The organism is Kribbella sp. NPDC026611 (assembly GCF_040638345.1).
Lineage (GTDB): Bacteria > Actinomycetota > Actinomycetes > Propionibacteriales > Kribbellaceae > Kribbella.
Genome location: NZ_JBEZYC010000002.1, coordinates 884686 through 908441 on the forward strand (window position 1 = coordinate 884686; position 23756 = coordinate 908441).

The window sequence follows — 23756 nt, forward strand, 5'->3', positions numbered from 1 at the left end:
GACCAGATCCTTCCCCAGCCACCGGGTCAGGCGTCGCCACCCACTCCCTCGGCGCGGCGTGGGGATCGACGTAGTAGCCGAGCGACGGCCAGGCTGATGTACGCCAGGACGATCGCCGCTCCAAGTCCGAGCCACACCCTGGTCGCTGCGCAATAGACAGCCACTACAAGCCACGCGGCGAGCTGCACCAGGAAGACCTTTGACATCTCGCGGTTGACGAGCGCAGCCGGCGGCCGGTCAGCCTCGTCGGCGGCATACCAGCCGAGGCGGCGAATGCGGAAGAGCAGCACGATCCGGGTTATCAGTCCGAGCGTCGGCGCGGACCAGATGACGGCTGCCGACCAGGACCCCAAGACCAGAAGCCAAATGACGAGGCCCGCGAACGCCGCGGCCAAGGCCACCTGCACGGCGAGTTGCACACCGAACCTCTGCCGCCTGCCCGTCACTCGTCCCCTCCGCAGCACTGGCTTCTTGGACCAGGTACCCAACCGGGGATCCGCTAAGGGATGAAGGTGCGGATCGCGGTCGCGATGGCTTGGGGATTGGCGACGTGGCCCTGGCCGGGGAGGCGATCGCGGTCGGCGTTCGGGAGTGCCGCGGTGATTTCGTCTGCTGCGAGGTCGAAGAACTCGGTTGGTAGGCCGGGAGCGGTGGGGTCGTGGGCGGTGCCGGTGAGGACGAGGGTTGGGCGTTTGACTGTCGCCAGGCGATCGCGCGGTACGGCGCCGTCGCCCAAGCAGGCTGCGTCGTGGGCCAGGGTCGGGGCGAGGTCTTCGAGAGCCGCCCACACCGGCGCGCTGCGAGCGCCCGCGATGTCCTCGTCGGACGCGCCCGCCAAGCGCATGAACAACTCCACCGCCTCGCCGCGCCGTCCCGCCGACAGCGCCGCCTCGAGATCATCGACGTACGCCTGCCAGTACTCCAACGCCTCACTACCGACGCTGTACGGAACCTCGTAGACGATCACTCGGTCGACATTGAGGCCCGCCGCGGCGGCCTCCAGAGCCAGCGCGCCGCCGGACGAGACGCCGTACAGATGCGCCATCCCGCCGGCGGCCTCGATCACCGCGGCGATGTCCTCGATCTCCCGCTGAAGACTGTACGGCCGGTCGTTGCCGCTGCCCGCGCGACCACGGCGCCGCAGGTTGTACGTCGTGAATCCGGCGGCCAGCTCCTGCGCCAGGGGTTCGTTCTCGGCGCCGTCATCCAGGTTGCCGGTGAGGAGAACCAGCGGAGACCCGGAGCCGGCGCGGTCGTAGTTGATCGAGGTTCCGTCAGCAGAGATCACGGTCGCGCGCACACCACACCTCGAATCCAGAACGCCGTACGGGTTATGCGCAGACTTTATCCAGTCCGCTGCCGGCGATCGACCTCGCCGGCATCACCCGAACCGCCGTACGGCCCGCCGACACCGAAGTCCTCTACTGGCACCTGAGTGGCAAGGATGACCTGTACGAAGGTCTGCCTCGACTGCCTGTTGACCGGTCTGCAGCACGCGTAACCCCGCGTCGAGCACGGTCCCTGTGGACAACTTTCTGCGCCGGCGGGGCGTTTGAGTCATCCTGCTGGGATGCTTCCAGCTGACTTCCCGTACTACTTCTGTGGACTTCCGTTTCGCGCTCGTCAGGTGAAGGGGAAGCTCAAGTGGTTGCTGTGTCATGGGGAGATTCGCGAGGTGATGAAGGGGGTGTACGTCGACGTCCGGGTGCCGGACTCGCCGGAGCTGCGGGCCGGTGCTGTCCGGCTGCTGGTTCCATCAGATGCAGTCGTATGTGGCTCTACGGCCGCCTGGTTGCACGGGATCGAGACCACCGCGCTGGGGCCGGCTGAGCTGCCTGAGGCGCACTGGACTCGGTCGCCGACGGACGAGGTCGAGGTGTTCGGCGTCCGGGTGACCAGTCCGATCGCGACCGCGGTCGAGCTCGCCAGGCGGTTGCCGCGGCCGTTTGCGTTGTCGGCGGTTGATGCGTTTCTGCGGACGGGCAAGGCGGATCGATGGGCGCTACGGGCCGCATCGGCCGCGCATGAAGGGCGTCCGGGGTACTGGCAGTCGCAAGATGTACTGCGGTACGCCGACCGGCGGGCTGCCTCGCCTGGCGAGTCGTGGCTGCGATTGCGGCTGATCGATGCGGGCTTCGGTGTGCCAGACCTTCAGGTCAGGGTGCTGGGACCGCGGCTGACTTGTCGGCTGGACCTCGGGTTCCCGGATCGGCCTGTGGATGGGCGGTGGTTGGGGTTGGAGTATGACAGTGATGCGTGGCATTCGTCGGTGCGGCAGCAGGTTCGGGATGAGAGTCGGCGGGTTGAGCTGGAGAAGGTTGGGTGGCATGTGATTTCGGTGCGGCGGACTGATGTGTGGGGGGCTTATCCGGCGCTCGAGCTGGCGGTTGGTGCGTTCTTGTGTCAGCAGCCGCGGTTACCGCGCAGGTGGTGACCAGGTGGTTGCGGTGGCCCACGCCTCGGCGGCGGTCATGAGGACCTCGGTGGCGGGGACCTTGATTTGGCCGTAGTCGGCTAGGTCGGGGACCGAGGTGGCCAGGCGGACTTTGAAGGCGCCCCAGGCGTCGCGGGCGCGGGGTGTGGCTCGGAGGTAGTCGCGGAAGAGGAGGGCGTAGCGGGCGTTGGGAGCGCCGTGCCGGCGGAGGTGGACGTTGGTGGCTCGTTCACCGGGTGGTGGGGCGAAGACGAGTTTGGGGCTCCGGTGGCCGTTCGACGTCTCTTCGCGGTTCCATGGTTCGGGGCGGCAGCGGAAGCCGGCGGCGGACATGCGAGATTCCAGCGTGGGATCAGCCAAGTCGGCGACGCGGACCTGGGCGTCGATGCAGTCCTTTGCTGCCAGCCCAGGGACCGAGGTGGAGCCGAAATGGTCCACAGCGAGTGCGAGGTCACCCATCGCCGCTCGGAGCCGGTCGGCCAGTACGTCGAACTCGGCCGGCCACGCGGGGCGGTATTCGAGCACGGACACGGGACGGATCTCGTCGGCGAAGGGCATGTGAGGCAGGATCGCAGATCGGCCCGTTCGCGGTACTCAAAGGGACAGCGAACGGGCCGATGGGATCAGGCGGTCTTGCGGCGATACACCAGGAGGCCGGCCAGTAGGGCGGTCGCGGCGCCAGCAGCTGCAATGAGGCCACTGTCGAACGACGGGGCAGGGCTGGCGGCTGTCGATCTCGCAGTGGTGTCGTAGCCGCCGGCTACGCCGTGGGCGTTGTAGGTGGAGCCGGGGAGCTTGTCCGAGTAGCGGGTGGAGACCAAGGCTTGGTAGGCCTTGATGGTGATGGGGTTGGGGCCAATGGCCTTCTTGGCCGACAAGTTCAACGGGCGGACCTGCGTGGCGGTCAGGGCGTACCAGGCGCCGATTTGGGGTTCGGTGAAGAGGGTGGCGCCGTGGGCGGCGGTGATCATGCGCGACTCGGTGTTGCCCGAGGCGATGTTGACCGGTTGCCAGGTGCCGCTGGAGTCGGGGGCGGTGAAGACCGTGAGCGCCTGGCCCGACTTCGTGGCCGACGTGGCGGCGTACCAGAAGGTGGCGACCGGGGCCGAGGCGTCGCGGACGAAGGCCGGGTTGAGGGCGTAGATCGGGTGCGTGTCGGAGGCGACGGTCGGCGCGGACTTCGCCGTACCGGACAAGCCGGCGGCCGGGATCTTGCTCAGCAGGTGGAGAGCGGTTGGCGAGTGCGCGGCGGTGGTTGCCTTGGACAACTCAGTGGGCGCGATCGGCTGCGGGCCGGCGGCGCCGGCGGTGGCGGCCGCGGCGACGGTCAGGCCGAGGGCGGCGGCCACAACGGCACCGGTGCGGAACAGGACATTCTTCAGGCGGAACATGTCAGGCTCCGATCCGGTACAGGGAGTGGGTCCAGGTGAACTGGGAGTTGGACCGGTACCAGTTGTAGGTCGAGTAGTTGTAGCGCGGGTCGTCCGGCCACGGGTTGTAGTACTCGAGCGTCGAGTCGGACGAGTCGTACCCGATGATGTCCATCATGTGACCGCCGCCGGAGGTCCAGCCGATCCGCGTCATCACCGGACGGCCGGACGCGAGCTCGTTGACCAGCGTGCTGAAGCTGAGCGTCCCGGAGATGTAGCTGCCGGAGCTGATCCCGATCGCGTTGAACGCGCGCTGGTCGTTCGCCAGCGTGGCTTGGTTGTTCGGGCAGGTCGCGTTCTGGCTGTACCCGAACGCGAGGTTGCAGAACTGGTTCTGCGAGTACGAGCGCCCGTAGAAAGCGGCGATGCTGTTGCCGGACGCGGCCCAGCACCAGTTCGACTTCTGCTGGGACTGGCCGGTCACGTTCAGGTAGTAGCTGCCGGGGGCGGCCGACGCGCTCGGGGCGAGCGGAGCCAGGGTGGCCAGTCCGAGGATCGTGGCCAGGAGCAACGACCAAGGCTTGAGGCGGAGCCTGCGCATGCTTCCTCCTAGGTACTGCGGGGTGGGCGGGCTCCATCGTCGGTACGGCGAACAGCTCCCGGCAAGCACCAGGAATCCGGGTGTGAACAGCCGACCGGCGTGAACAGCGCGTGACGAGGCGGTGCCGGACAGTGCCGTGAATGTTTACACTGCCCCAAAGGAGCGTGCTCATGACCGAATCGACAGTTCCTGTGGTGACTCCGGACGCGTCGTTCGCCGAGGCGCTGCGGCGGGCGATCGCGCAGCGTGGGCTCGCCCTGAACCGGATCCGGGCCCACCTCGCCGACCGTGGCCTGCACGTCGGCGTCGCGACGCTGAGCACCTGGCAGAGCGGTCGCCGCGTGCCGCGCGACGACTCGCTGGCGATCATCACGGCGCTCGAGGAGCTGCTGCACGTTCCACCGGGCTGGCTGACCGTCCGTATCCCGCCGGCTCGCACTGAGCCCACCTGTGTTCCCCAGCCGTACGCCGTGGTCGACTACGCCGCGGCGCTGATCCGACTGCTCGACCGCCTCCGCCGGGACGCCCACGGACGGCTGCGAAACGTGACCGTGCTCGAGGAGGTACGCATGGGGGCTGACCGCAGCGCGCACTGCCGACAGGTGATCCAGAGTGTCGTCGCCGTACAGCCGGTGGACAGGTTGATCATCGCGCACCAGGGTGAGCCTGGCTGCGACGTGGACCAGTTGGCGCTCCGGGCGCTGAGCGGGTGCCGGACTGGTCGGATAGCTCGCTCCCACGAGGCCGGAGCGATGCTGGGCGAGCTGCTGCTCGACCGGGTGCTCGCGGTGGGAGACACGGCCGTCGTGCACTACGAGATCGAGGACCGGACCGGGCTGCCGTCAACGGAGTACCAGCGCTTCAGCGAGTGGGGCGGGATGCACTACGTGCTCGAGGTCCAGTTCGACCGGGCTGCGCTGCCGGTGCGGGTGCGTGAGTACCGGCGACGCCATACAAGCGGACCTGAGCTGCACCAGCGAGACCTGATGCTCACGCCCGACGGACGGGTCCACGTCGTCGAGCCCTCCGCGACCAGCGGGACCGTAGGGATCGCCTGGGAGTGGGACTAGACGCAGGCCCGATGCTAAGTACGGAAGCCGGCGTGGACGTGGTCGTGGTGGGTGCGGTCGGAGAAGTAGGCCGCGCCGGAGAGCTGGTACGGGCCGCCAACGTTGTAGGAGCCCAGAGATTCGGCGGCACGCATGTACGACGTGACGAGTGCACGTGAGGTCGACGGCGAGACGACCGCGTGGCCGTCGATCTGCCACGTATCGAAGGCACGGCCGAGGGGGTGGTCGCTGGGGCGGTTGGTGCCGAAGACGTCGAGAGGATGGCCGGAGCGGATGACGCTGATACCGATCCGGTAGGTCTTCGCAAGCTCGAGCATGGTGGAGAGGACCGAGTCGTGGACCTGGCCGGACCGGATGTCCGCGGCTGATGCCGGGGGCAAGGAAATCCGCTCGCTGGACAGGACTTGGCGGGCTGCCGAGGTCAGCCGGCTCGCGGCGGCGCCGGGCTGCGCTGGATGGGTCGCGGTCACGCGCCAGGTGCCGCCGGCTTTCACCAGCCGTACGTCGACCGTCGTACCGCCGGACGCGACGTGACCGCCGCTGACGGTGTAAACGCGGCATGGGACGAGCACGCTGGATGAGGTGCTGAGGATCCCGCCGTACTGCGCGTCGATCACCTCGACCACCGCGCGGGTTCCGGCCGGCCGGAGCAGTTTCACGACGGCGGCTACGGCGAGCCGCTTTACCTCAGGCTCGATCTCGCCGGCACCTGGCGCCCACGCCCGCACGGTCGGCAAGGCAACCGGCGGCGTCGAGGTGGCCGGCGACGGCGTACTCACAGAAGGCGTCAACGAGGGGCCAGAGCTGGGCGCAGAGGTCGGCGGGGAAGTTGCCGGCGCGGTAGGTGCCGAACTCGACGACCCGCTGCACCCGGCCAGCACACCTACGCCAGCCACCAACAACCCACGCCGCCCGACACCACTCATACCCGCAGTCTCGCAACCGCTCACAAACACAAGCGGCAGTCCGTGTAGTCGCCAACGAACAACCCATGCTCCAGACACTGCCGAAACGCCTCGGCGGGCGGCGCCGGATCCCAGAACCGAGCCAACTCCCCCGTCTGCCTGGGCTCGAAGTCGACCAACAACTGCTCGTACTCACCCAGGTGATCGGCGACGTACGGCGGGTTGTACGACAGCAGGCCCCAACGAAAGCCGGTCGCCGCCAGCTGCACGACCCGGAGCAGGAACGACCGCTCGGCGACCCATTCCTCCGACCACGGCAGCTCACACAGGTCGAAGCTCTCGTTGCCCAGCCCGATCCGCGAGTTGCACAGCAGCAACGCGAACCCGCGCTCGAACGGCGACTCCGCCAACTCACAAGCCGCCAGCGCCAGTACGTCGAGGAACACCTCCGAGCCGCCGTTCGACAGGTGCATCGAAGGCCCACCGTCGTAGGTCCCGAAGCTGTTGCCCACGGCGACGAACTACTGCGTCACGCGGTACACGTCGAAGACGCCCTCGACCGACCGCACCGCCTTCAGCACATGCCCGAGGTGCGTCGGATCGCCCATCTCGAAGGTGAACCGCGACTTCGCGATCCGGTCCCGGGTCGTCGTCAGCGCCGCCGACAGGATGTTCACGTGGTAGTCCGACAGCACCCGCGTGATGTCCGACAGCAACCGAGCCCGGTCGAGCGCCTCGACCTGGATCGCCACCAGGAACACCGACTGCGCGGTCGGCGCCCACTCGACCTCGACGATCCGCTCCGGCTGCGTCTTCAGGTTCTCCACGTTGGCACAGTCGGCGCGGTGCACCGAGACACCGGCGCCGCGCGTGATCCAGCCGATGATCTCGTCCCCCGGCACCGGCGTGCAGCACCGGGCGAGCTTCGACAACACATCGGTCGCACCCTTGACGATGACACCGGCATCGCCACGGGCCGTCCGCTTACGACGCTCACGCGACTGCGGCAGCCGGAGGCCCTCGGCCAGGTCCTCGGCCGCGCCCTCCTCACCACCGTACGTCTCGATCAGACGCCGTACGACGGCCTGCGCGCTCACGTGCTGCTCGCCGACCGCGGCGTACAGGCCGGTCACGTCCGGGTAGCGCAGCGAGTTCGCGACCGCGGTCAGCGTCTCGTGCGACAGCAGGCGCTGCAGCGGCAGGCCCTCCTTGCGGAGCTGCTTGGCGATCGCGTCCTTGCCGTGCTCGATCGCCTCGTCGCGGCGCTCCTTGGAGAACCAGTGCTTGATCTTGTTCCGCGCGCGGGGGCTCTTGACGAAGCTCAGCCAGTCGCGGGACGGACCGGCGCCCTGCGCCTTCGACGTGAAGACCTCAACCACGTCGCCGTTCTCGAGCGTGCTCTCCAGCGGAACCAGGCGGCCGTTGACCCGGGCGCCGATACAGCGGTGCCCGACCTCGGTGTGGATCGCGTACGCGAAGTCGACCGGCGACGACCCCGCCGGCAGCGACATCACGTCGCCGCGCGGGGTGAAGACGTAGACCTCGGAGTTGTTGATCTCGAACCGCAGCGAGTCGAGGAACTCCGACGGGTCGGAGGTCTCCCGCTGCCAGTCGACGAGCTGCCGCACCCAGGGCATCTCGTTCGGCCCACCGATCTCGGTGGTGGGCGGGGCGCCGGCCGCGGCCGCGGCGGTCGTGTTCGGGTCTTCCTTGTACTTCCAGTGCGCGGCAATGCCGTACTCCGCGCGGCGGTGCATCGAGAACGACCGGATCTGCAGCTCCACCGGCTTGCCCTGCGGGCCGATCACGGTGGTGTGCAGCGACTGGTACATGTTGAACTTCGGCATCGCGATGTAGTCCTTGAACCGGCCGGGGACCGGGTTCCACCGCGCGTGCAGGATGCCGAGGGCCGCGTAGCAGTCGCGGACCGACTCGACCAGGACCCGGATGCCGACCAGGTCGTAGATGTCGCCGAACTCGCGGCCGCGGACGATCATCTTCTGGTAGATCGAGTAGTAGTGCTTCGGCCGACCGGTGACCGTCGCCTTCACCTTGGCCGCGCGCAGGTCCTCGTGGACCTGGTCGATCACGGACGCCAGGTACTCGTCGCGGGACGGCGCGCGCTCCGCGACCAGGCGGACGATCTCGTCGTACACCTTCGGGTGCAGGGTCGAGAACGACAGGTCCTCGAGCTCCCACTTGATCGTGTTCATACCGAGCCGGTGGGCCAGCGGCGCGTAGATCTCGAGCGTCTCGCGGGCGATCCGCTCCTGCTTCTCCTGGCGGAGGAAGCCGAGCGTGCGCATGTTGTGCAGCCGGTCGGCGAGCTTGATCACCAGCACCCGGATGTCCTTGGCCATCGCGACGACCATCTTGCGGATCGTCTCGGCCTGCGCGGACTCGCCGTACTTGACCTTGTCCAGCTTGGTGACACCGTCGACCAGCATGGCGATCTCTTCGCCGAACTCGGTGGTCAGCTCGGCCACCGTGTACGGCGTGTCCTCGACGGTGTCGTGCAGCAGGGCCGCGCACAGGGTCGGCGCGGTCATACCGAGCTCGGCCAGGATGGTCGCGACGGCGAGCGGATGCGTGATGTACGCGTCGCCGCTCTTGCGGAGCTGGCCGGTGTGGTACTTCTCCGCGGTCCGGTAGGCACGCTCGATCATGCCGAGGTCGGCCTTGGGGTGGGTCGCGCGGACCACCCGGAACAGCGGCTCGAGCATGGGGGCCCGGTTCGGGTGCCGGGTGCCACCGAGGCGGGCGAGCCGGGCGCGAACCCGAGCCGGGGCGATCCGCGGGGGCTGGGACGGCGGCTGAGCGGCAGGCGCCGGCGACACGGGGGCCGGGCGCACCGGCGACGGCGCGCGCGGAGGCTCCTGCGGTACGACATTCGGCACCGCAGATGTCATCGCCGGGTCTTCGCCCACGTTGTGTCCCTCCGCCGACAGACCACCAGTCTAGAGGCCTGCGTCCAACGACACAGAAACCCCCTGTGGACAACACGCCGCGTCAGCTTTCGGACGCGGAGAGTTTGTCCGAATTCAGACCGTGACGAGGGCGGTCAGCTGCTCCTCCGCCAGGCGCTTGCGCCCCGGGAGGAAGGAGAGCTCCAGAAGAACGGTCGTACCCACAACCTCTGCCTCGCATCGGCGGATCAAGCGGAGGCAAGCCTCCACCGTGCCGCCCGTCGCGAGGACGTCGTCGATGACCAGGACGCGGTCACCCGGAGCGAAAGCGTCCTGATGGACCTCGATGGTCGCCTCGCCGTACTCCAGCGCGTACGACTCCTCGTACGTCGCCGCCGGCAGCTTGCCCTTCTTCCGGACCGGCACGAACCCGGCGCCGAGGGCGAGCGCGACCGGGGCGGCCAGGATGAACCCGCGCGCCTCGATCCCGACCACCTTGTCGACCACCGGCTTGCCGTCGTCGTCCCGCCCGGTCGCGGCCAGCGCCTCGACCACCTGGGCGAACCCGCTGTGGTCGGCCAGCAGCGGGGTGATGTCCTTGAACACCACCCCGGCCTGCGGGTAGTCCGGGATGTCGCGGATCCCGTCCGCGAGCACCTGCTCCAGTGAGCGCATCACTTACCGCGCTTCGAGCGCGGCTTGCGGGTCGGCTGCGGGCGCCCCGACCCGGTCGCCTTCATCGGCCGAGCGGCAGGCGTCGGCGCCGTACCGGTCTTGCGCGGCGTGTCCTGTACTGCGGACCGCGTCGCGGCCGCAGCCGGCGCCGTACCGGCAGCGACCGCCACCGGAGCGGGCGCCGCGGCCGCCTGGGCCCGCTTCGCGGTGATCCGGCGGTTCAGCGCCTGCATCCCCGGCTCGCGCTCCTTGAAGACCGCGAGCAGCGACGGCGCGATGAAGATCGACGAGTACGCACCGACGGCGATACCGACGAACAGCGCGAGCGACAGGTCCTTCAGCGGGCCGGTGCCCAGCACGACCGTGCCGACCACGAGGATCGCGCCGACCGGCAGCAGCGCCGTGACCGTGGTGTTGATCGACCGTACGACGGTCTGGTTGACCGCCAGGTTGGTCGCGTCCGAGTAGGTGAACCGCGTCGACCCGGTGATCCCCCGGGTGTTCTCACGGACCTTGTCGAACACCACGACGGTGTCGTAGAGCGAGTACCCGAGGATCGTCAGGACGCCGATCACCGTCGCCGGCGTCACGTCGAACCCGATCAGCGCGTAGATGCCGACCGTGATCGTGACGTCGTGGATCAGCGCGATGATCGCCGCCATCGACGCCTTGGGTTCTCGGAAGTAGCCCCAGATCACCAGGAACACCAGGCCGATGAACACGATCAGCGCGATGATCGCCTTGTTCGCGATCTGCTTGCCCCAGGAGGCGCCGATCTGCTGCGAGTTGACCTGGGTGACCGGGATCCCGGCCTCCTTGGCCACCGCCTCCCGGACCCTGTTGATGTCGTCCTGGGCCAGCGGCTTGGTCTGCACGCGGACCTGGTTGCCGTTCAGGGTGGTGACGACCGGGTCACCGAGGCCGTGCGCGTTGGTCGACTTCACCGCGTCGGTGTAGTCGCCGATGGTCGAGCTGGTGACCTTGATGTCCTTCACCGTGTACTCGACGCCGCCGCGGAACTCGATACCGAGCGCCAGCCCGCGGACGAACAGGCCGCCCAGCGAGATCACCACCAGGGCCAGGGACAGGCTGAACCAGAACTTCCGGTGACCGATGAAGTCGTAGGAGACCTCACCACGGTGCAGCTTCGCACCCAGTTGACCGAGCTTCGACATCAGACCTCCCCTCCCACCGGCTTGCGCGTCGACGGCTTCTTGGCCGGGCGCCGGCGCCCGGTACTCGTCTGCCCTGGCAACCGCTCCACCCCGAGGTGCTCGGGGTCGAGACCGGACAGCTTGTGGCCGTGGCCGAAGAAGTCGGTCCTGGCCAGCAGCGTGACCAGCGGCTTGGTGAACAGGAACACGATCAGCAGGTCGAGCAGCGTGGTCAGGCCGAGCGTGAACGCGAACCCGCGGACGCTGCCGATCGCCAGCACGTACAGCACGATCGCCGCGAGCAGCGAGATCGAGTCTGCCGCGATGATCGTGTGCCGGGCCCGGGTCCAGCCGGTCTCCACCGACGACCGCAGGCTGCGGCCCTCGCGGACCTCGTCCCGGAGTCGTTCGAAGTAGATGATGAACGAGTCCGCGGTGATACCGACCGCGACGATCAGACCCGCGATACCGGCCAGGGTCAGCGTGAACCCGATCGATTTCCCGAGCAGCACCACCAGGGCGTACGTGAGCACGCCCGCGATGCCCAGCGAGGCGATCACGACCATGCCCAGACCGCGGTAGTACAGGAAGCAGAAGACGACGACCGCGATCAGGCCGATGATGCCGGCCCAGATACCCGCGGACAGCTGGTCGCCACCGAGCTGCGGCGAGACCGAGTCGACCGAGGAGACCTCGAACTTGACCGGCAGCGAGCCGTACTTCAGCACGTTCGCCAGGTCGCGCGCCTCGTCCTCGGTGAAGCTACCGGTGATCTGCGCCTGACCACCCGGGATCGGGTTGTCCACGCTCGGGGTCGAGATCGTCACGCCGTCCAGCACGATCGCGAACAGGTTCTGGCCCTGGCCGCGCTGGGAGATGTTCTGGGTGGCCTTGAGGAACTTGTTGCCGCCGTCACCGGTGAAGCGCAGGTTGACCTGCCACTGCAGGCCGTTCTGCGGGATGGCGGCGCTGGCGTCGGCCAGGTCGGTACCGGCCATGACTGCCGGTCCCAGCAGATACTTGTACTGCTTCTGCTTGTCGCAGGAGAACAGCGGCGTGGCTGGCTGGTCGGTCTGCTTGTCGCCGCACTTGAACGCCGCGAACGCGGCCTGCGTGCCGGCGTCGGGCTTGTACTGCAGCGGGTCCCCGCTGACGGCGGCCGGCGTCGACGGCGTGGCCGCCGGGGTGCTCGGGGTGGTGCTGGCCTTCGGGGTGGTGCTGGCCTTCGGCGTGGTGCTCGGCTTCGGGGTCGGCGTGGCGGTCTTGCCCAGCACGCTGGTCCAGGCCCGGCGCTTCGGGGTGGTGCTGGTGCTCGGCTTGATCGTCGCGCTGGGCTTGACGGTGCTGCTCGGCTTCGTGCTCGGCTTCGGCGTCGTACTCGGCTTCGTGCTGGGCTTGGGCGTCGTGCTCGGCACCGGCGGTGCCGCCGTGGCCTGCGCGTCGTACACGATCCGGAAGAAGAGCAGCGCGGTCTGGCCGACCTGGTCCACCAGCGATTCCTTCGTGGCACCCGGCACGGCCACGGTGATCAGGTTCCGACCGGAGGTGGTGATGTCGGATTCCGCGACACCGGCTCCGTTGACCCGCTGGTCGATGATGTTCTTCGCCTCGTTCAGCTGGTCCGGCGTGACATCACCGCCACCGTTCAGCGCACTGGCCGTCAGCGTGATGGTGGTGCCACCGCGCAGGTCCAGGCCGAGTTTGGGCTTCCAGGTCTTGGTCAGCGCCATGATCCCGAACAGCAGAACCACGATCACCACCAGGGCGATCAGGCTCCGCCCGGGGCGGGATGTCGAAGTCGTTGCCACGTCAGATTCAACCTTTGGCTTCGGTGAGGAACTGGGCGCGGCGCGGCGTCCGAGGACGCCGGTCGCCGCGCCGCAGGCCGTAGTGGGCGGAAATCAGTTCTCGGTGTGCGTCGGCGGCAGCTTCGGCGCGTCCTGCACCTTGCCGTCGGTCTTGCTCGCACCCGGTACGTCGACCGGGTCCTTGTCGGCGGCCTCGTCCGCAGCCTCGTCAGCGGCCTCCACCGGTACGGCGGACTCGTCGGCGGCGTCCTCGTCCGGGATGACCCGGCCGACCGCGGCCTTGACCACCTGCACCAGCACGCCCTCGGAGATCTCGAGCGTCACGTACTCGTCGTCGGTCTCCTCGACGATGCCGACCAGGCCGCTGGTGGTGATCACCTTGGTGCCGGGCCGCAGGGCGGCGACGGTTTGCTGCTGCCGCTCGCGCTGCTTGCGCTGCGTGCGGCTCATGAACCAGATCATCCCGACGATCAGGATCAGCGGCAGCAGCAGCGTGATGCCGCCGCCCCCGGAGGCCAGTGGTACTGCGAGGAGTTGCATCGGTCTCAGAATCCTTCGTCGATCGGGAGTACGGGCGTCCGGCACGCTCTGCTCACAGCGTGCAGGTCGCAGCGGAACGGCCTGGAGGTCAGGCCACCGGGGAGTCTAACCCTGGGCGGCAACAAGTGCCTCATGACACCGGGTCACGTTTGAGTTACTCGCTACACAACAGTTACGCAGTGTCTACGTTCCGGCGCCCGTGGACGTTCCCGCCCGTCGAACTCTTCAGTTGGGGTCGAACTCCTTGTGCTGCTCAGTCTTCGTCGGAGTCGAAGAGCGTGTCCGCGAAGGTCGCGCCCTTGGGGACCTTCAGCCCGATGTGCCGCCAGGCCGCGGGCGTGGCGACGCGGCCGCGCGGCGTACGGGCCAGGTAACCCGACCGGACCAGGAACGGTTCGGCCACTTCCTCCACGGTCTCACGTTCTTCGCCGACCGCAACCGCCAAGGTGGAAAGACCGACCGGTCCCCCGCCGAACCGGCGGCACAAGGCGTCCAGCACCGACCGGTCGAGCCGGTCCAGGCCCATCTTGTCCACCTCGTACAGCTCGAGGGCCGACCTGGACAGCGCGAGCGTGATGATGCCGTCCGCGCGGACTTCGGCATAGTCGCGGACGCGGCGGAGCAGCCGGTTCGCGATCCGCGGCGTACCCCGGGACCGGGAGGCGATCTCGGCCGCGGCTTCGGGGGTGATGTCGACCTCGAGCAGCGCGGCCGACCGGTTCACGATCTTCTCCAGCTCGGCGGCCTCGTAGAACTCGAGGTGGCCGGTGAAGCCGAACCGGTCCCGCAGCGGGCCCGGCAGCAGGCCCGCGCGGGTGGTCGCGCCGACCAGCGTGAACGGCGGGATCTCCAGCGGGATCGCGGTCGCGCCGGGGCCCTTGCCGACGATCACGTCGACGCGGAAGTCCTCCATCGCCATGTAGAGCAGCTCTTCGGCCGGCCGGGACATCCGGTGGATCTCGTCCAGGAACAGGACTTCGCCCTCGCTCAGCCCGGACAGGATCGCGGCCAGGTCGCCGGCGTGCTGGATCGCCGGACCGCTCGTCACCCGCAGCGGCGCGGAGAGCTCGCTGGCAATGATCATCGCCAGCGTCGTCTTGCCAAGGCCTGGCGGACCGGAGAGCAGCACGTGGTCGGGTGCCCGGTTGCGGCCGCGGGCGGCGTGCAGGACCAGCTCGAGCTGCTCGCTCACCCGGCGCTGGCCACCGAACTCGGCCAACGTGCGCGGCCGGAGCGCCGACTCGATCTTGCGCTCCTCCAGATCCACCGCGTCCGCCGACACCAGTGGCCGGACGTTGTTGTCCTCCATGTTCTACGCCGTCCTACGCCTTCGACAGCACGCGCAGCGCGGCACGCAGCAGGTCGGGAACGGATGGATTCGGGCTGTCGGCAGCCAACGGCGACACCGCAGTCACCGCGTCGTCGGCGTCCCGGGCGGACCAGCCCAGGCCGACCAGACCGGCGTGCACCTGCTCGCGCCACGCCTCCTGGGCCTGCAGCGGACGCCCGGTCACCGTCCTCGACGGCGCACCGATCTTGTCCTTCAGCTCCAGCACGATCCGCTGCGCGCCCTTCTTGCCGATCCCCGGAACCTTCACGAGTACGGCGAGGTTCTCGGTCGCGACCGCCTGCCGCAGCTCGTCCGGGCTGAGCACCGCCAGCGCCGCCTGCGCCAGCCTCGGACCCACCCCGGACGCGGTCTGCAGCAGCTCGAACAGGCTCTTCGCGTCGTCGTCGGCGAAGCCGTACAGCGTCAGCGAGTCCTCCCGCACCACCATCGACGTCGCGATCCGGGCCTCCTGCCCCGGCCGCAACCCGGCCAGCGTGCCGGGGTCGCAGTACACCTGCAGGCCCACGCCGCCGACCTCGACCACCGCACTGTCGATCCCAATGGCCGCCACCGGCCCCCGCACGAACGCGATCATCGCTTGCCTTCCTGCGCCGCGACCGCGGCACGCAATCTCGCCACCTGCAACCGCGACTGGGCCTGGGCGGCCGCTTCCAGATTCGCCCGGCTCGCCGCGGCCTGCTGCAACTTGCTCGTCACGCCACCGCGCCAGACGTGGCAGATCGCCAGCGCCAGCGCGTCGGCCGCGTCGGCCGGGGTCGGACGCTCGGCCAGCCTGAGGATCCGGGTGACCATCGTGGTCACCTGCTCCTTGCCGGCCCGCCCGGACCCGGTCACCGCGGCCTTGACCTCACTCGGGGTGTGCAGCGCGACCGGGAGTCCACGCCGGGCCGCGACCACCATCGCGACCCCGGACGCCTGCGCTGTCCCCATCACGGTGCGCACATTCTGCTGCGCGAACACTCGCTCCACCGCGACGGCGTCCGGCTGATGCTCGGCGATCCACCGCTCCAGACCGGCCTCGATCTGGACCAGCCGCTCGGCCACGTCCAGGTCGGCCGGCGTGCGGATCACGCCGACGGCGACCAGCGTCGGCGGCTTGCCGGGCGTGCCCTCGACCACGCCGAGGCCGCACCGGGTCAGCCCCGGGTCGACGCCGAGCACCCGCATGGATCACCTCCGAACGTTTGTTCGACAACCCTAAGCGGAGCGCGCCCCGGCGAGAAATCAACTCGCCGCGTCAGAAATAGTCGAGTACGTACGGCGTCGGCCCGCCGAACGCGGTATCCAGCGCGTCGTCGCCCTCCGGCGTTCCACCAGCGGCCAGACCGGCTGCGCGGAGGCTGGCGAGCGGCGTACCGGCATACAAGGCCGCCAGGCCCCGCGAGCCGAGCCGCAGGGCGTCCACACTCGGCTCTGCTGGGGTCAGCTGACCTGCTCCCCCAGCGACCGACAGGTGCCATCCACCGGTGTTGCCCGCGAGCTCCTGGTCGACCAGCTGCAGGTCGACCTCGACCGTGACTTCTGGGAAGCCACGGGCCGCGATCGCGGCCGGAGCGTCGATCATGCGGAGCATCCAGCGGTTGATGCGGGTGTCTGTGTCGGCCTCGTGCTCGACCATCAGGTGGATGGGGTCGGACGGAGCGCAGTACGCGTGCACTGTCCTTGCTATGGAGGCACCGGAGCCGACGGTGGCCCACAGGGCCCGGGCGGTCTCCTCGGAGCCGGCAATGAGCTCGTCGACGGCCAGGGCGCCGTCGGACCAGTTGTAGACGACAAAGCCGTCGTCGGCGACGTACGCGAAGTTGTCCTCGTCCTCCAGCCACCCCTGTACCTGTTTGAGCGGCCAGATCAGCGGTCCGCTCGAGCGCTGGCCCTCATGTGCTTTCGACGCGAGCTGGAGGAACAGCTCGGCGTCGCCGGGGCCCGCCTTGCGGATCGCCGTACCTTTGCCGCCCAGTGTGCGCAGGTCGGCCGCCTGGAAGGAGAACTTGTACCGGTGGCCGGCGAACTCGTAGCCGAGGTGCCGGTAGAGCACTGTGGTCGCTGGGTAGAGCGCAGTGAGTGGATAGCCCTTGTCGACGCAGCGCTGCAGCACGGCACGCATGAGCAGGCTGGCCACACCACGGCCGCGGTACTCCGGTGCCACGACAACGCCGGCCACTCCGCCGAGCTGGACCCGCCGACCGTGCCACCACTGCTCGAACGGCCAGATGCGGGCCGCGGCGACCAGTTCGTCCCCGTCGACGACACCGAGGTACCGGCCGTCGTCGAGGAACTCCAGCGCCGTCTTGCGCCACTCGTCGCGGTCGCCGCCAGGGCCGAAGGACCTGGTCCGCACCTGCCACACCGAGTCCAGCTGGTCCTCGGCAACATCCACCACCCGCAGGGAATCAGTCACCCGCCGACCCTACGACTTCCGGTCAGTCACCCACAGGTGAATTGTTCCCTCCACCACGACCGTGCCGTCGTCCCTGGTCGCCTTGACCCGCACCGGTACGTCGGGGCCAGTCGCCCAGTCCGCCGGGTCAGTCTCCGCCGAGCAGGTCAGGTCAGAGGTCGACTTGGCGAGGTACTGCACCTCCATGCCCTTCGGAAGCCACCGCTTCCCCGCCGGCACGGTCGCCTCGGCCAGCGCACCCATCGCCGCCTCCAACCCGTTGCAGACGGCAATAGCGTGCACGGTCCCGATGTGGTTCTGCACGGCCCGCCGCTTGGGCAGCCGCAGCGCCGCATAGTTCGGGCTCACCTGCACGAACCGCGGCCGCACCGACCGGAAGTACGGCGCCTTCCACGTGAACGCCAGCGAGAACACCCGCTCGCCCCCGGGCACCCCGCGCAACCGCTCCCACATCTGCAGCACCTGGCTCGCCATACCGCGAATGTTACCCGCGAGTCACTTGACCGTCGAGCCGTGGCTGCGGGCAACAAACCCTTGCCCGTGCCCGCGACCAGGAGGCACAGTGTGCCCTTGGGGAGCGCCCGCCCGGCGCCACATCTGATGGGGGAACACCGCCATGTTCAACCTCGCCACACGCCCGCTGACACTGTCTGTCACCGCGGCTCTGGTCCTCGCCGCCGGCGTCACCGCTCAGCCGGCGGTCGCCGCACCGAGTCCTGGACCGACCGCGACCTACATAGTCCAGCTCGCCGAGACGCCGGCGGCCGGCTACACCGGCAACGTGCGCGGGTACAAAGCGACCCGTCCGTCGTCCGGTGCGAAGTTCAACGGCCGCAGCGCCGACGCCGGCCGGTACCGCGGCTACCTGAAGACCCGGCACGACACGGTGGCGCGGCAGGCCGGCATCACCAAGCTCTACGACTACTCGATCGGCTTCAACGGGTTCGCCGCGACCATGACCGCGTCCAAGGCCGCTCAGCTGGCCCGGACGCCCGGCGTACTCAGCGTCAGCAAGAACGAGATCCGGTCCGCCGACACCGTGAGTACGCCGGGCTTCCTCGGACTGGACAAGCCCGGAGGCCTGTGGGAGCAGCTCGGCGGCCCGTCGAAGGCGGGCGGCGGCAAGAACCTGGTGATCGGCGACATCGACAGCGGCATCTGGCCGGAGAGCGCGTCGTTCGCGCCGCTCGCCAACCCTGGTCCGCTGACCGGGTTCCACGGCAGCTGCGCCGCGGCCGAGCAGTGGGCCACCACGAACTGCAGCAACAAGATCGTCGGCGCGCGGTACTACAACGCCGGCATCGGCGGCGACGCCACGGTGAAGGCCGCGCCGTACGTGAACGAGGTCGCCTCGCCGCGCGACATCAACGGCCACGGCTCGCACACCGCGTCCACCGCGGCCGGCGACTACAACACCGACATGGTTGTCAACGGCAACTCGCTCGGCAAGGGCAGCGGGATGGCGCCGGCGGCCAGGATCGCCGTCTACAAGGCGTTGTGGCACACCGGCGCCAGCGCGTCCGGCAGCACCGCCGACCTGGTCCAGGCGATCGAGGACGCGATCCTCGACGGCGTGGACGTGATCAACTACTCGGTCTCCGGCAGCCAGACCAGCGACGTCGACCCGGTCGAGGTCGAGTTCCTGTACGCCGCCGCCGCGGGGATCTTCGTGTCCGCGTCGGCCGGCAACAGCGGACCGGGCAGCGCCACGGTCGCGCACAACTCGCCGTGGCTGACCACGGTCGCCGCCGGTACCCACGACCGCCAGTTCCAGGCGACGGTCACACTCGGCAACGGCGCGTCGTACACCGGTGCCGGTATCGGCGCCGCGGTGCCGAGCAGTCCGATCATCCTCTCGACGAGCGCTGGGCAGGCCGGGGCGGCGGCGACGGGGACGCGGTTGTGCTTCTCGAAGACGTGGGACCCTGCGCGTCCGCAGGGGTACCTCGACCCGGCCCTCGTGGCCGGCAAGATCGTCGTCTGCGACCGGGGTACCAACGACCGCACGGACAAGAGCAAGGCGGTCCGGGAGGCCGGCGGTGTCGGCATGGTGCTCGCCAACACCAGCCCGAACTCGCTGAACGCCGACCTGCACACGCTGCCGACCGTGCACGTGAGCGACGTCGACGGCGCCGCGATCAAGGCCTACGTGAACGCCAGCCCGGGCGCCACCGCCAGCCTGTCGGCCGGCACGAAGGTCGTGGGCGCCGAGGCGCCTGCCGTGGCCGGTTTCTCCTCCCGCGGCCCGGCGCTGGCCGGCGCGGGCGACCTGCTCAAGCCCGACATCATGGCGCCCGGCGTGGACGTGCTCGCCGCCGTCTCCCCCGCGTCCGGCGGCCTCAACTTCAACTTCGAGTCCGGTACGTCGATGGCCGCGCCGCACATCACCGGGATCGCGGCGCTGCTCCGGCAGCTGCACCCGACCTGGACGCCGATGATGATCAAGTCCGCGCTGATGACGAGTGCGTCGACGCTGGACAACAAGGGCAACCCGATCCCGAACGCCGGTCCGCTCGACTACGGGTCCGGCCAGGTGACGCCGAACTCGGCGGCCGACCCGGGCCTCGTCTACAACAGCGGTCCGATCGACTGGACCCGGTTCCTCTGCGGCACCGGCGAACTGCCGAGCACGAACCTGCTGTGCAAGCTCTTCGGCACCCGGGACCCGAGCGACCTGAACACGCCGAACATCGCCATCGGTGACCTCGCCGGGTCGCAGACGGTGACCCGGACCGTGACCAACGTCGGCACCAAGCGGGCGACGTACAAGGCGGCCGTGACGGCACCGCCGGGGGTCACGGTGGCGGTGTCGCCGAGCACGCTGACGGTCGCGCCCGGCCGGTCGGCGTCGTACAAGGTGACCTTCAGCCGTACGACCGCGGCGTACGACGTGTACACGACCGGTAGCTTGCAGTGGAGCGACGGTACGCACTCGGTACGCAGCCAGCTCGTGGTGCGGCCGGTCGGCGCGAAGGCCGTTTCCGAGGTCACGCTCACCGGTCAGTCCGGGTCGACGGGTATCACGGTCACGCCTGGGTACATCGGGACGCTTCAAACCACGGTGGCGGGGCTCGCAGCCGGAGCGCAGCACACTGCGACGCTGACGGCCGGTGGTACGTCGTTCCCGACCGGTTCGCCGGCGGTTGGTCCGCACACGGCCAAGTTCACGGTGACGGTGCCTGCGGGGACGAAGCTGGCGCGGTTCGCGACGTTCGACTCCGACGTACAGGCGGGGACTGATCTCGATCTCTTCGTGTACACCGCGGGGACGAACACTCTGGTCGGGTCCAGCTCGGGGTCTACCGCGCAGGAGCGGGTCGACCTGGCGAACCCCGCGGGCTCCTACGACGTGTACGTCGATCAGTTCGCGCTGCCGGCGGGCGTCACGCAACAGGCGGTCAGCGAGTTCGACTGGGCGGTCGGCGCGGCGACGGGCAACCTGACGGCGACGCCGGCCAGTGCGGCGGTCACGGCAGCCACACCGTTCACCGTGACAGCGAGCTGGTCCGGGCTCACCGCCGGGACGCGGTACCTCGGCACGCTGACGTACGGCGACGGCACGAACACCTACGGCCGGACGGTGATCGCGGTCAACGCCTGAACCAGGCCGGTGGCCCGGCCGATCTCGATGAAGGCCCTGTGGTGGTGAGGACCCTTTGCACGGGCACGCAACGGCAAACTTCTTCCTGCCCGTGTGCATCTTCCCTGGTAGACGTACGACTCCAGGGGGAACCATGTCCGCACGAACCGCAGCTCTCGCCGTCCTCTTGGTCGTCCTGGCCACCGGCTGCAAGAACACCGACCACCCCACCGCAGCCACCAACTCGGTCCCGGCGCCGGCAACGGTCAGCACACCCACTCCGTCGGCACCGCCGTCCACGCCGCCGCCTACGCCCACCCCCAAGCCGACTCCGACCCCCACCGTGGACATCGGCAAGCTCTCGGTGACACAGATCGCCGCCAAGACGGAGGCGGCGGCCAAGGCTGTGCGGAGCGTGCACGTGCAGGGAACCATGACCAGCGGCAAGGACCGGATCGGTATGGACGTCCGGCTGACCCAGACCGACGGCGGCGGCACGGTCAGCATGAACGGCGACCGGTTCTCGGTCGTCGTCGTGGGCCAAACCGCCTACCTGCGGTTCAGCGACGCGTTCTGGCGTCACCATGCCAAGTCGAAGGCCGAGGCCAAAGCCATCACCCAGCTGATCAACGGCCGCTGGATCAAGACGACCACGAGCAACAAGGACTTCCGCGAGCTCGCCGTCTTCGCCCGGAAGAGCGGCTTCTACGACACGCTGTTCGTGGACAGCGAATCCGGCGACCCGACCGGCGTGAAGAAGAAGGGCCGGCAGACCGTGGCCGGTGTGACGTGCATCGGTCTCGGCGACAGCGACGTCACGGTCTGGATCGCCCGGGCGACGGCGTACCCGATCCGGTTCGACGCGCCCGGCACCGAACTGACCTTCACCGAGTACGACCACGTCGTACCGCCGAAGGCGCCCCCGGCCGACCAGGTGATCGACGGGGACGCCCTGGACTCGCTCTGACTAGCCGACCTTCTCCATGATCTCGTCGCTCACGTCGAAGTTGGCGTAGACGTTCTGGACGTCGTCGCTGTCCTCGAGAGCGTCGATCAGGCGGAAGATCTTGCCGGCGCCGTCGGCGTCCAGCTCGACCGTCATCGACGGGACGAACTGCGCGTCCGCGGACTCGTAGTCGATCCCCGCGTCCTGCAGCGCCGTCCGGGTGGCGACCAGGTCGGTGGCCTCGGTGATGACCTCCCAGGACTCGCCGAGGTCGTTGACCTCGTCGGCGCCGGCCTCCAGGACCGCCTCCATCACGTCGTCCTCGGACAGCGACCGGCCGTCCTGCTCCTTGTTCAGGACGATGACGCCCTTGCGGTTGAACAGGTAGGCGACCGAGTTCGGGTCGGCGAGCGAGCCGCCGTTGCGCGACATCGCCGTCCGGACGTCCGCGGCGGCCCGGTTCCGGTTGTCGGTCAGGCACTCGACCAGCATCGCCACGCCGTTCGGGCCGTAGCCCTCGTACATGATCGTCTGGTACTCCGCGCCGCCCGCCTCGGCACCGGATCCGCGCTTGACCGCGCGGTCGATGTTGTCGTTCGGGACCGAGGACTTCTTCGCCTTCTGGATGGCGTCGTACAGGGTCGGGTTCCCGCCGGGGTCACCACCGCCCATCCGGGCGGCCACCTCGATGTTCTTGATCAGCTTCGCGAAGAGCTTGCCGCGCTTCGCGTCGATGACGGCCTTCTTGTGCTTCGTGGTGGCCCACTTGGAGTGGCCTGACATGGCGAACCAACCCTTCTACCTACCAACAACGACTCAGCGGGCCCTGACCAGCTCGGCGAAGTAGCCGTGCAGCCGCGCGTCCCCGGTCAGCTCCGGGTGGAACGACGTGGCGAGCAGCCGATCATGGCGGACCGCGACGATCCTACCCGTGGCGGGGCCCGAGCTCACTGTCGACAGTACCTCGACGTCGCGGCCGACGCGTTCCACCCACGGTGCGCGGATGAACACGGCGTGGTACGGCGTCTCGAACGCGGCGAACTCCAGGTCCGCCTCGAACGAGTCCACCTGCCGCCCGAACGCGTTCCGCCGGACCGTCACATCCAGCCCGCCGAGCGTCTCCTGCCCGTCGATCCCGCCGGTGATCTCGTTGGCCAGCATGATCATCCCGGCGCAGGTCCCGAACACCGGCATCCCGTCCGCGATCCGCTTCTGCAACGGCTCGAACAGCTCGAACGCGCGGGCCAGCTTGTCCATCGTGGTCGACTCACCACCCGGCAGCACCATCGCGTCGACCTGCTCCAGCTCGCTGGGCCGCCGTACCGGACGCGCCTCGGCACCGACCGTGGTCAGCATCGCCACGTGCTCGCGCACGTTGCCCTGCAACGCGAACACGCCGATCACGGGCTTGCTCACTGCTCCTCCTTCAGGTGCTCCTCGGGTGCCGGCGTCACAGCTCCACCCGGCGTTGCCAGTTGAGGGTGACCTCGATGCGGCCCTCATCGAAGGTCGACGGGAGGTTGTGGTCGTTCAGGAGCGCCAGGACGCTCTCCAGCAGGGGCTCACCGGGGGCGACGTTGGCCGTGTCGGGGTGCCAGACCTTCAGCTCGAGCATGCCGAAGTCGACGGCGTGCCAGACGTCGGTGTCGGTGAAGAACACCAGCCCCTGCGGGTCGTCCGCCTTTTCGAGCTCACGCTTGGCCGCGTGGTGGTCTGACGTGTACCGGACCACCACCAGTCCCAGCCGCTCGAGCTCCTGCAGTACGGCGTCCAGCCGGTCCGGGTCCGTGGTCGCAGGCCAGTCCTCCGCCTCTGCATTGACGTCCACGACGGCCTCACCGATCAGCAGCGGCACCAGCCCGGCGGGGTCGATCGCCGGTGCGTCCTCACGAACCGCCTCTGTCAGCGCAGCGGTGATCGTCGCGTGGTCGGCGTACCCGGACCGCACCAGGACCCGCGCCAGGCCGCGCAGCTCCCGGGCGGTCCGCTCGTCGACCGCTTGCAAGCTCTCGGTCACC

Annotated in this window: 24 protein-coding genes; 4 read left to right on the plus strand and 20 right to left on the minus strand. The window is 69.1% G+C overall.

From position 1 onward, the window contains the following. Window positions 1–26: 26 nt before the first annotated feature. Window positions 27–419, minus strand: a complete 393-nt coding sequence (locus tag AB0E69_RS10260) for a hypothetical protein (protein WP_360142383.1) — start codon at window positions 417–419, stop codon at window positions 27–29. An 80-nt stretch (window positions 420–499) separates the two neighbouring features. Then, entirely contained in the window at window positions 500–1300 is an 801-nt protein-coding gene (locus AB0E69_RS10265) for an alpha/beta hydrolase (protein WP_360142385.1), read from the minus strand. Window positions 1301–1570: 270 nt separating this feature from the next. On the opposite strand from AB0E69_RS10265, the gene AB0E69_RS10270 reads away from it, so the two are divergent. After that, window positions 1571–2434 (plus strand): hypothetical protein, encoded by an 864-nt coding sequence (locus AB0E69_RS10270; protein ID WP_360142387.1) that lies wholly within the window; start codon window positions 1571–1573, stop codon window positions 2432–2434. On the opposite strand, the gene AB0E69_RS10275 is transcribed toward AB0E69_RS10270, so the two are convergent. The 3 genes from AB0E69_RS10275 to AB0E69_RS10285 form a co-directional block, all read right to left on the minus strand. Further along, complete coding sequence (locus AB0E69_RS10275) at window positions 2417–2992, minus strand: GrpB family protein (protein ID WP_360142389.1); 576 nt, start codon at window positions 2990–2992, stop codon at window positions 2417–2419. The two genes, AB0E69_RS10270 and AB0E69_RS10275, sit on opposite strands and share 18 nt — an antisense overlap. Before the next feature lie 65 nt (window positions 2993–3057). Beyond that, complete coding sequence (locus AB0E69_RS10280; RefSeq protein ID WP_360142391.1) at window positions 3058–3825, minus strand: hypothetical protein; 768 nt, start codon at window positions 3823–3825, stop codon at window positions 3058–3060. Between the two features lies 1 nt (window position 3826). Next, on the minus strand, window positions 3827–4405 hold the full coding sequence (locus AB0E69_RS10285) for a papain-like cysteine protease family protein (protein WP_360142393.1): 579 nt from the start codon (window positions 4403–4405) through the stop codon (window positions 3827–3829). Between the two features lie 170 nt (window positions 4406–4575). Between AB0E69_RS10285 and AB0E69_RS10290 the strand changes: the two genes are divergently transcribed. Beyond that, entirely contained in the window at window positions 4576–5475 is a 900-nt protein-coding gene (locus AB0E69_RS10290) for a hypothetical protein (RefSeq protein ID WP_360142395.1), read from the plus strand. A 14-nt stretch (window positions 5476–5489) separates the two neighbouring features. Here the strand turns inward: AB0E69_RS10290 and AB0E69_RS10295 are convergent, their stop codons facing one another. The 12 genes from AB0E69_RS10295 to AB0E69_RS10350 all read right to left on the minus strand — a co-directional run bounded on the left by AB0E69_RS10295 (window position 5490) and on the right by AB0E69_RS10350 (window position 17686). After that, window positions 5490–6254 (minus strand): hypothetical protein, encoded by a 765-nt coding sequence (locus AB0E69_RS10295; RefSeq protein ID WP_360142397.1) that lies wholly within the window; start codon window positions 6252–6254, stop codon window positions 5490–5492. A gap of 167 nt (window positions 6255–6421) precedes the next feature. Next, window positions 6422–6892: a hypothetical protein gene (locus tag AB0E69_RS10300; RefSeq protein WP_360142399.1), complete on the minus strand. Its 471-nt coding sequence runs from the start codon at window positions 6890–6892 to the stop codon at window positions 6422–6424. A gap of 9 nt (window positions 6893–6901) precedes the next feature. Then, window positions 6902–9103, minus strand: coding sequence for a bifunctional (p)ppGpp synthetase/guanosine-3',5'-bis(diphosphate) 3'-pyrophosphohydrolase (locus tag AB0E69_RS10305; RefSeq protein WP_360143020.1), 2202 nt, complete (start codon window positions 9101–9103; stop codon window positions 6902–6904). Window positions 9104–9421: 318 nt separating this feature from the next. Further along, window positions 9422–9961 (minus strand): adenine phosphoribosyltransferase, encoded by a 540-nt coding sequence (locus AB0E69_RS10310; RefSeq protein ID WP_360142401.1) that lies wholly within the window; start codon window positions 9959–9961, stop codon window positions 9422–9424. After that, window positions 9961–11136 carry a protein translocase subunit SecF gene (gene secF / locus AB0E69_RS10315; RefSeq protein WP_360142403.1) on the minus strand — a complete coding sequence of 392 codons (1176 nt, stop codon included), beginning with the start codon at window positions 11134–11136 and terminating at the stop codon, window positions 9961–9963. The genes AB0E69_RS10310 and secF overlap by 1 nt, the downstream gene beginning before the upstream one ends. Beyond that, window positions 11136–12923: a protein translocase subunit SecD gene (secD, locus tag AB0E69_RS10320; RefSeq protein ID WP_360142405.1), complete on the minus strand. Its 1788-nt coding sequence runs from the start codon at window positions 12921–12923 to the stop codon at window positions 11136–11138. Before secD ends, secF begins: the two co-directional genes overlap by 1 nt. Window positions 12924–13016: 93 nt before the next feature. Further along, window positions 13017–13463 carry a preprotein translocase subunit YajC gene (gene yajC / locus AB0E69_RS10325; RefSeq protein ID WP_360142407.1) on the minus strand — a complete coding sequence of 149 codons (447 nt, stop codon included), beginning with the start codon at window positions 13461–13463 and terminating at the stop codon, window positions 13017–13019. Between the two features lie 253 nt (window positions 13464–13716). After that, the gene (gene ruvB / locus AB0E69_RS10330) at window positions 13717–14772 is read right to left on the minus strand and encodes a Holliday junction branch migration DNA helicase RuvB (protein WP_360142409.1); all 1056 of its coding nucleotides are present in this window, start codon (window positions 14770–14772) and stop codon (window positions 13717–13719) included. A 13-nt stretch (window positions 14773–14785) separates the two neighbouring features. After that, a complete protein-coding gene (gene ruvA, locus AB0E69_RS10335) occupies window positions 14786–15388 on the minus strand; it encodes a Holliday junction branch migration protein RuvA (protein WP_360142411.1) in 603 nt (200 codons plus the stop codon). Continuing rightward, window positions 15385–15981, minus strand: coding sequence for a crossover junction endodeoxyribonuclease RuvC (ruvC, locus tag AB0E69_RS10340; RefSeq protein ID WP_360142413.1), 597 nt, complete (start codon window positions 15979–15981; stop codon window positions 15385–15387). The genes ruvA and ruvC overlap by 4 nt, the downstream gene beginning before the upstream one ends. Window positions 15982–16051: 70 nt before the next feature. After that, window positions 16052–17212, minus strand: coding sequence for a GNAT family N-acetyltransferase (locus tag AB0E69_RS10345; RefSeq protein ID WP_360142415.1), 1161 nt, complete (start codon window positions 17210–17212; stop codon window positions 16052–16054). A 9-nt stretch (window positions 17213–17221) separates the two neighbouring features. Further along, window positions 17222–17686, minus strand: coding sequence for a hotdog fold domain-containing protein (locus AB0E69_RS10350; protein ID WP_360142417.1), 465 nt, complete (start codon window positions 17684–17686; stop codon window positions 17222–17224). A gap of 142 nt (window positions 17687–17828) precedes the next feature. On the opposite strand from AB0E69_RS10350, the gene AB0E69_RS10355 reads away from it, so the two are divergent. Together AB0E69_RS10355 and AB0E69_RS10360 are read left to right on the plus strand one after the other, a co-directional pair. Next, complete coding sequence (locus AB0E69_RS10355; protein WP_360142419.1) at window positions 17829–20813, plus strand: S8 family peptidase; 2985 nt, start codon at window positions 17829–17831, stop codon at window positions 20811–20813. Between the two features lie 133 nt (window positions 20814–20946). Further along, window positions 20947–21759: a hypothetical protein gene (locus AB0E69_RS10360; RefSeq protein ID WP_360142421.1), complete on the plus strand. Its 813-nt coding sequence runs from the start codon at window positions 20947–20949 to the stop codon at window positions 21757–21759. On the opposite strand, the gene AB0E69_RS10365 is transcribed toward AB0E69_RS10360, so the two are convergent. From AB0E69_RS10365 to AB0E69_RS10375, 3 genes are read right to left on the minus strand one after another with little or no spacing between them, the layout of a single operon-like run. Continuing rightward, the gene (locus AB0E69_RS10365) at window positions 21760–22521 is read right to left on the minus strand and encodes a YebC/PmpR family DNA-binding transcriptional regulator (protein WP_360142423.1); all 762 of its coding nucleotides are present in this window, start codon (window positions 22519–22521) and stop codon (window positions 21760–21762) included. 33 nt (window positions 22522–22554) lie between these two features. Beyond that, window positions 22555–23154: a pyridoxal 5'-phosphate synthase glutaminase subunit PdxT gene (gene pdxT, locus AB0E69_RS10370; protein ID WP_360142425.1), complete on the minus strand. Its 600-nt coding sequence runs from the start codon at window positions 23152–23154 to the stop codon at window positions 22555–22557. Window positions 23155–23188: 34 nt separating this feature from the next. Then, complete coding sequence (locus tag AB0E69_RS10375) at window positions 23189–23755, minus strand: hypothetical protein (protein WP_360142427.1); 567 nt, start codon at window positions 23753–23755, stop codon at window positions 23189–23191. Window position 23756: the final 1 nt, after the last annotated feature.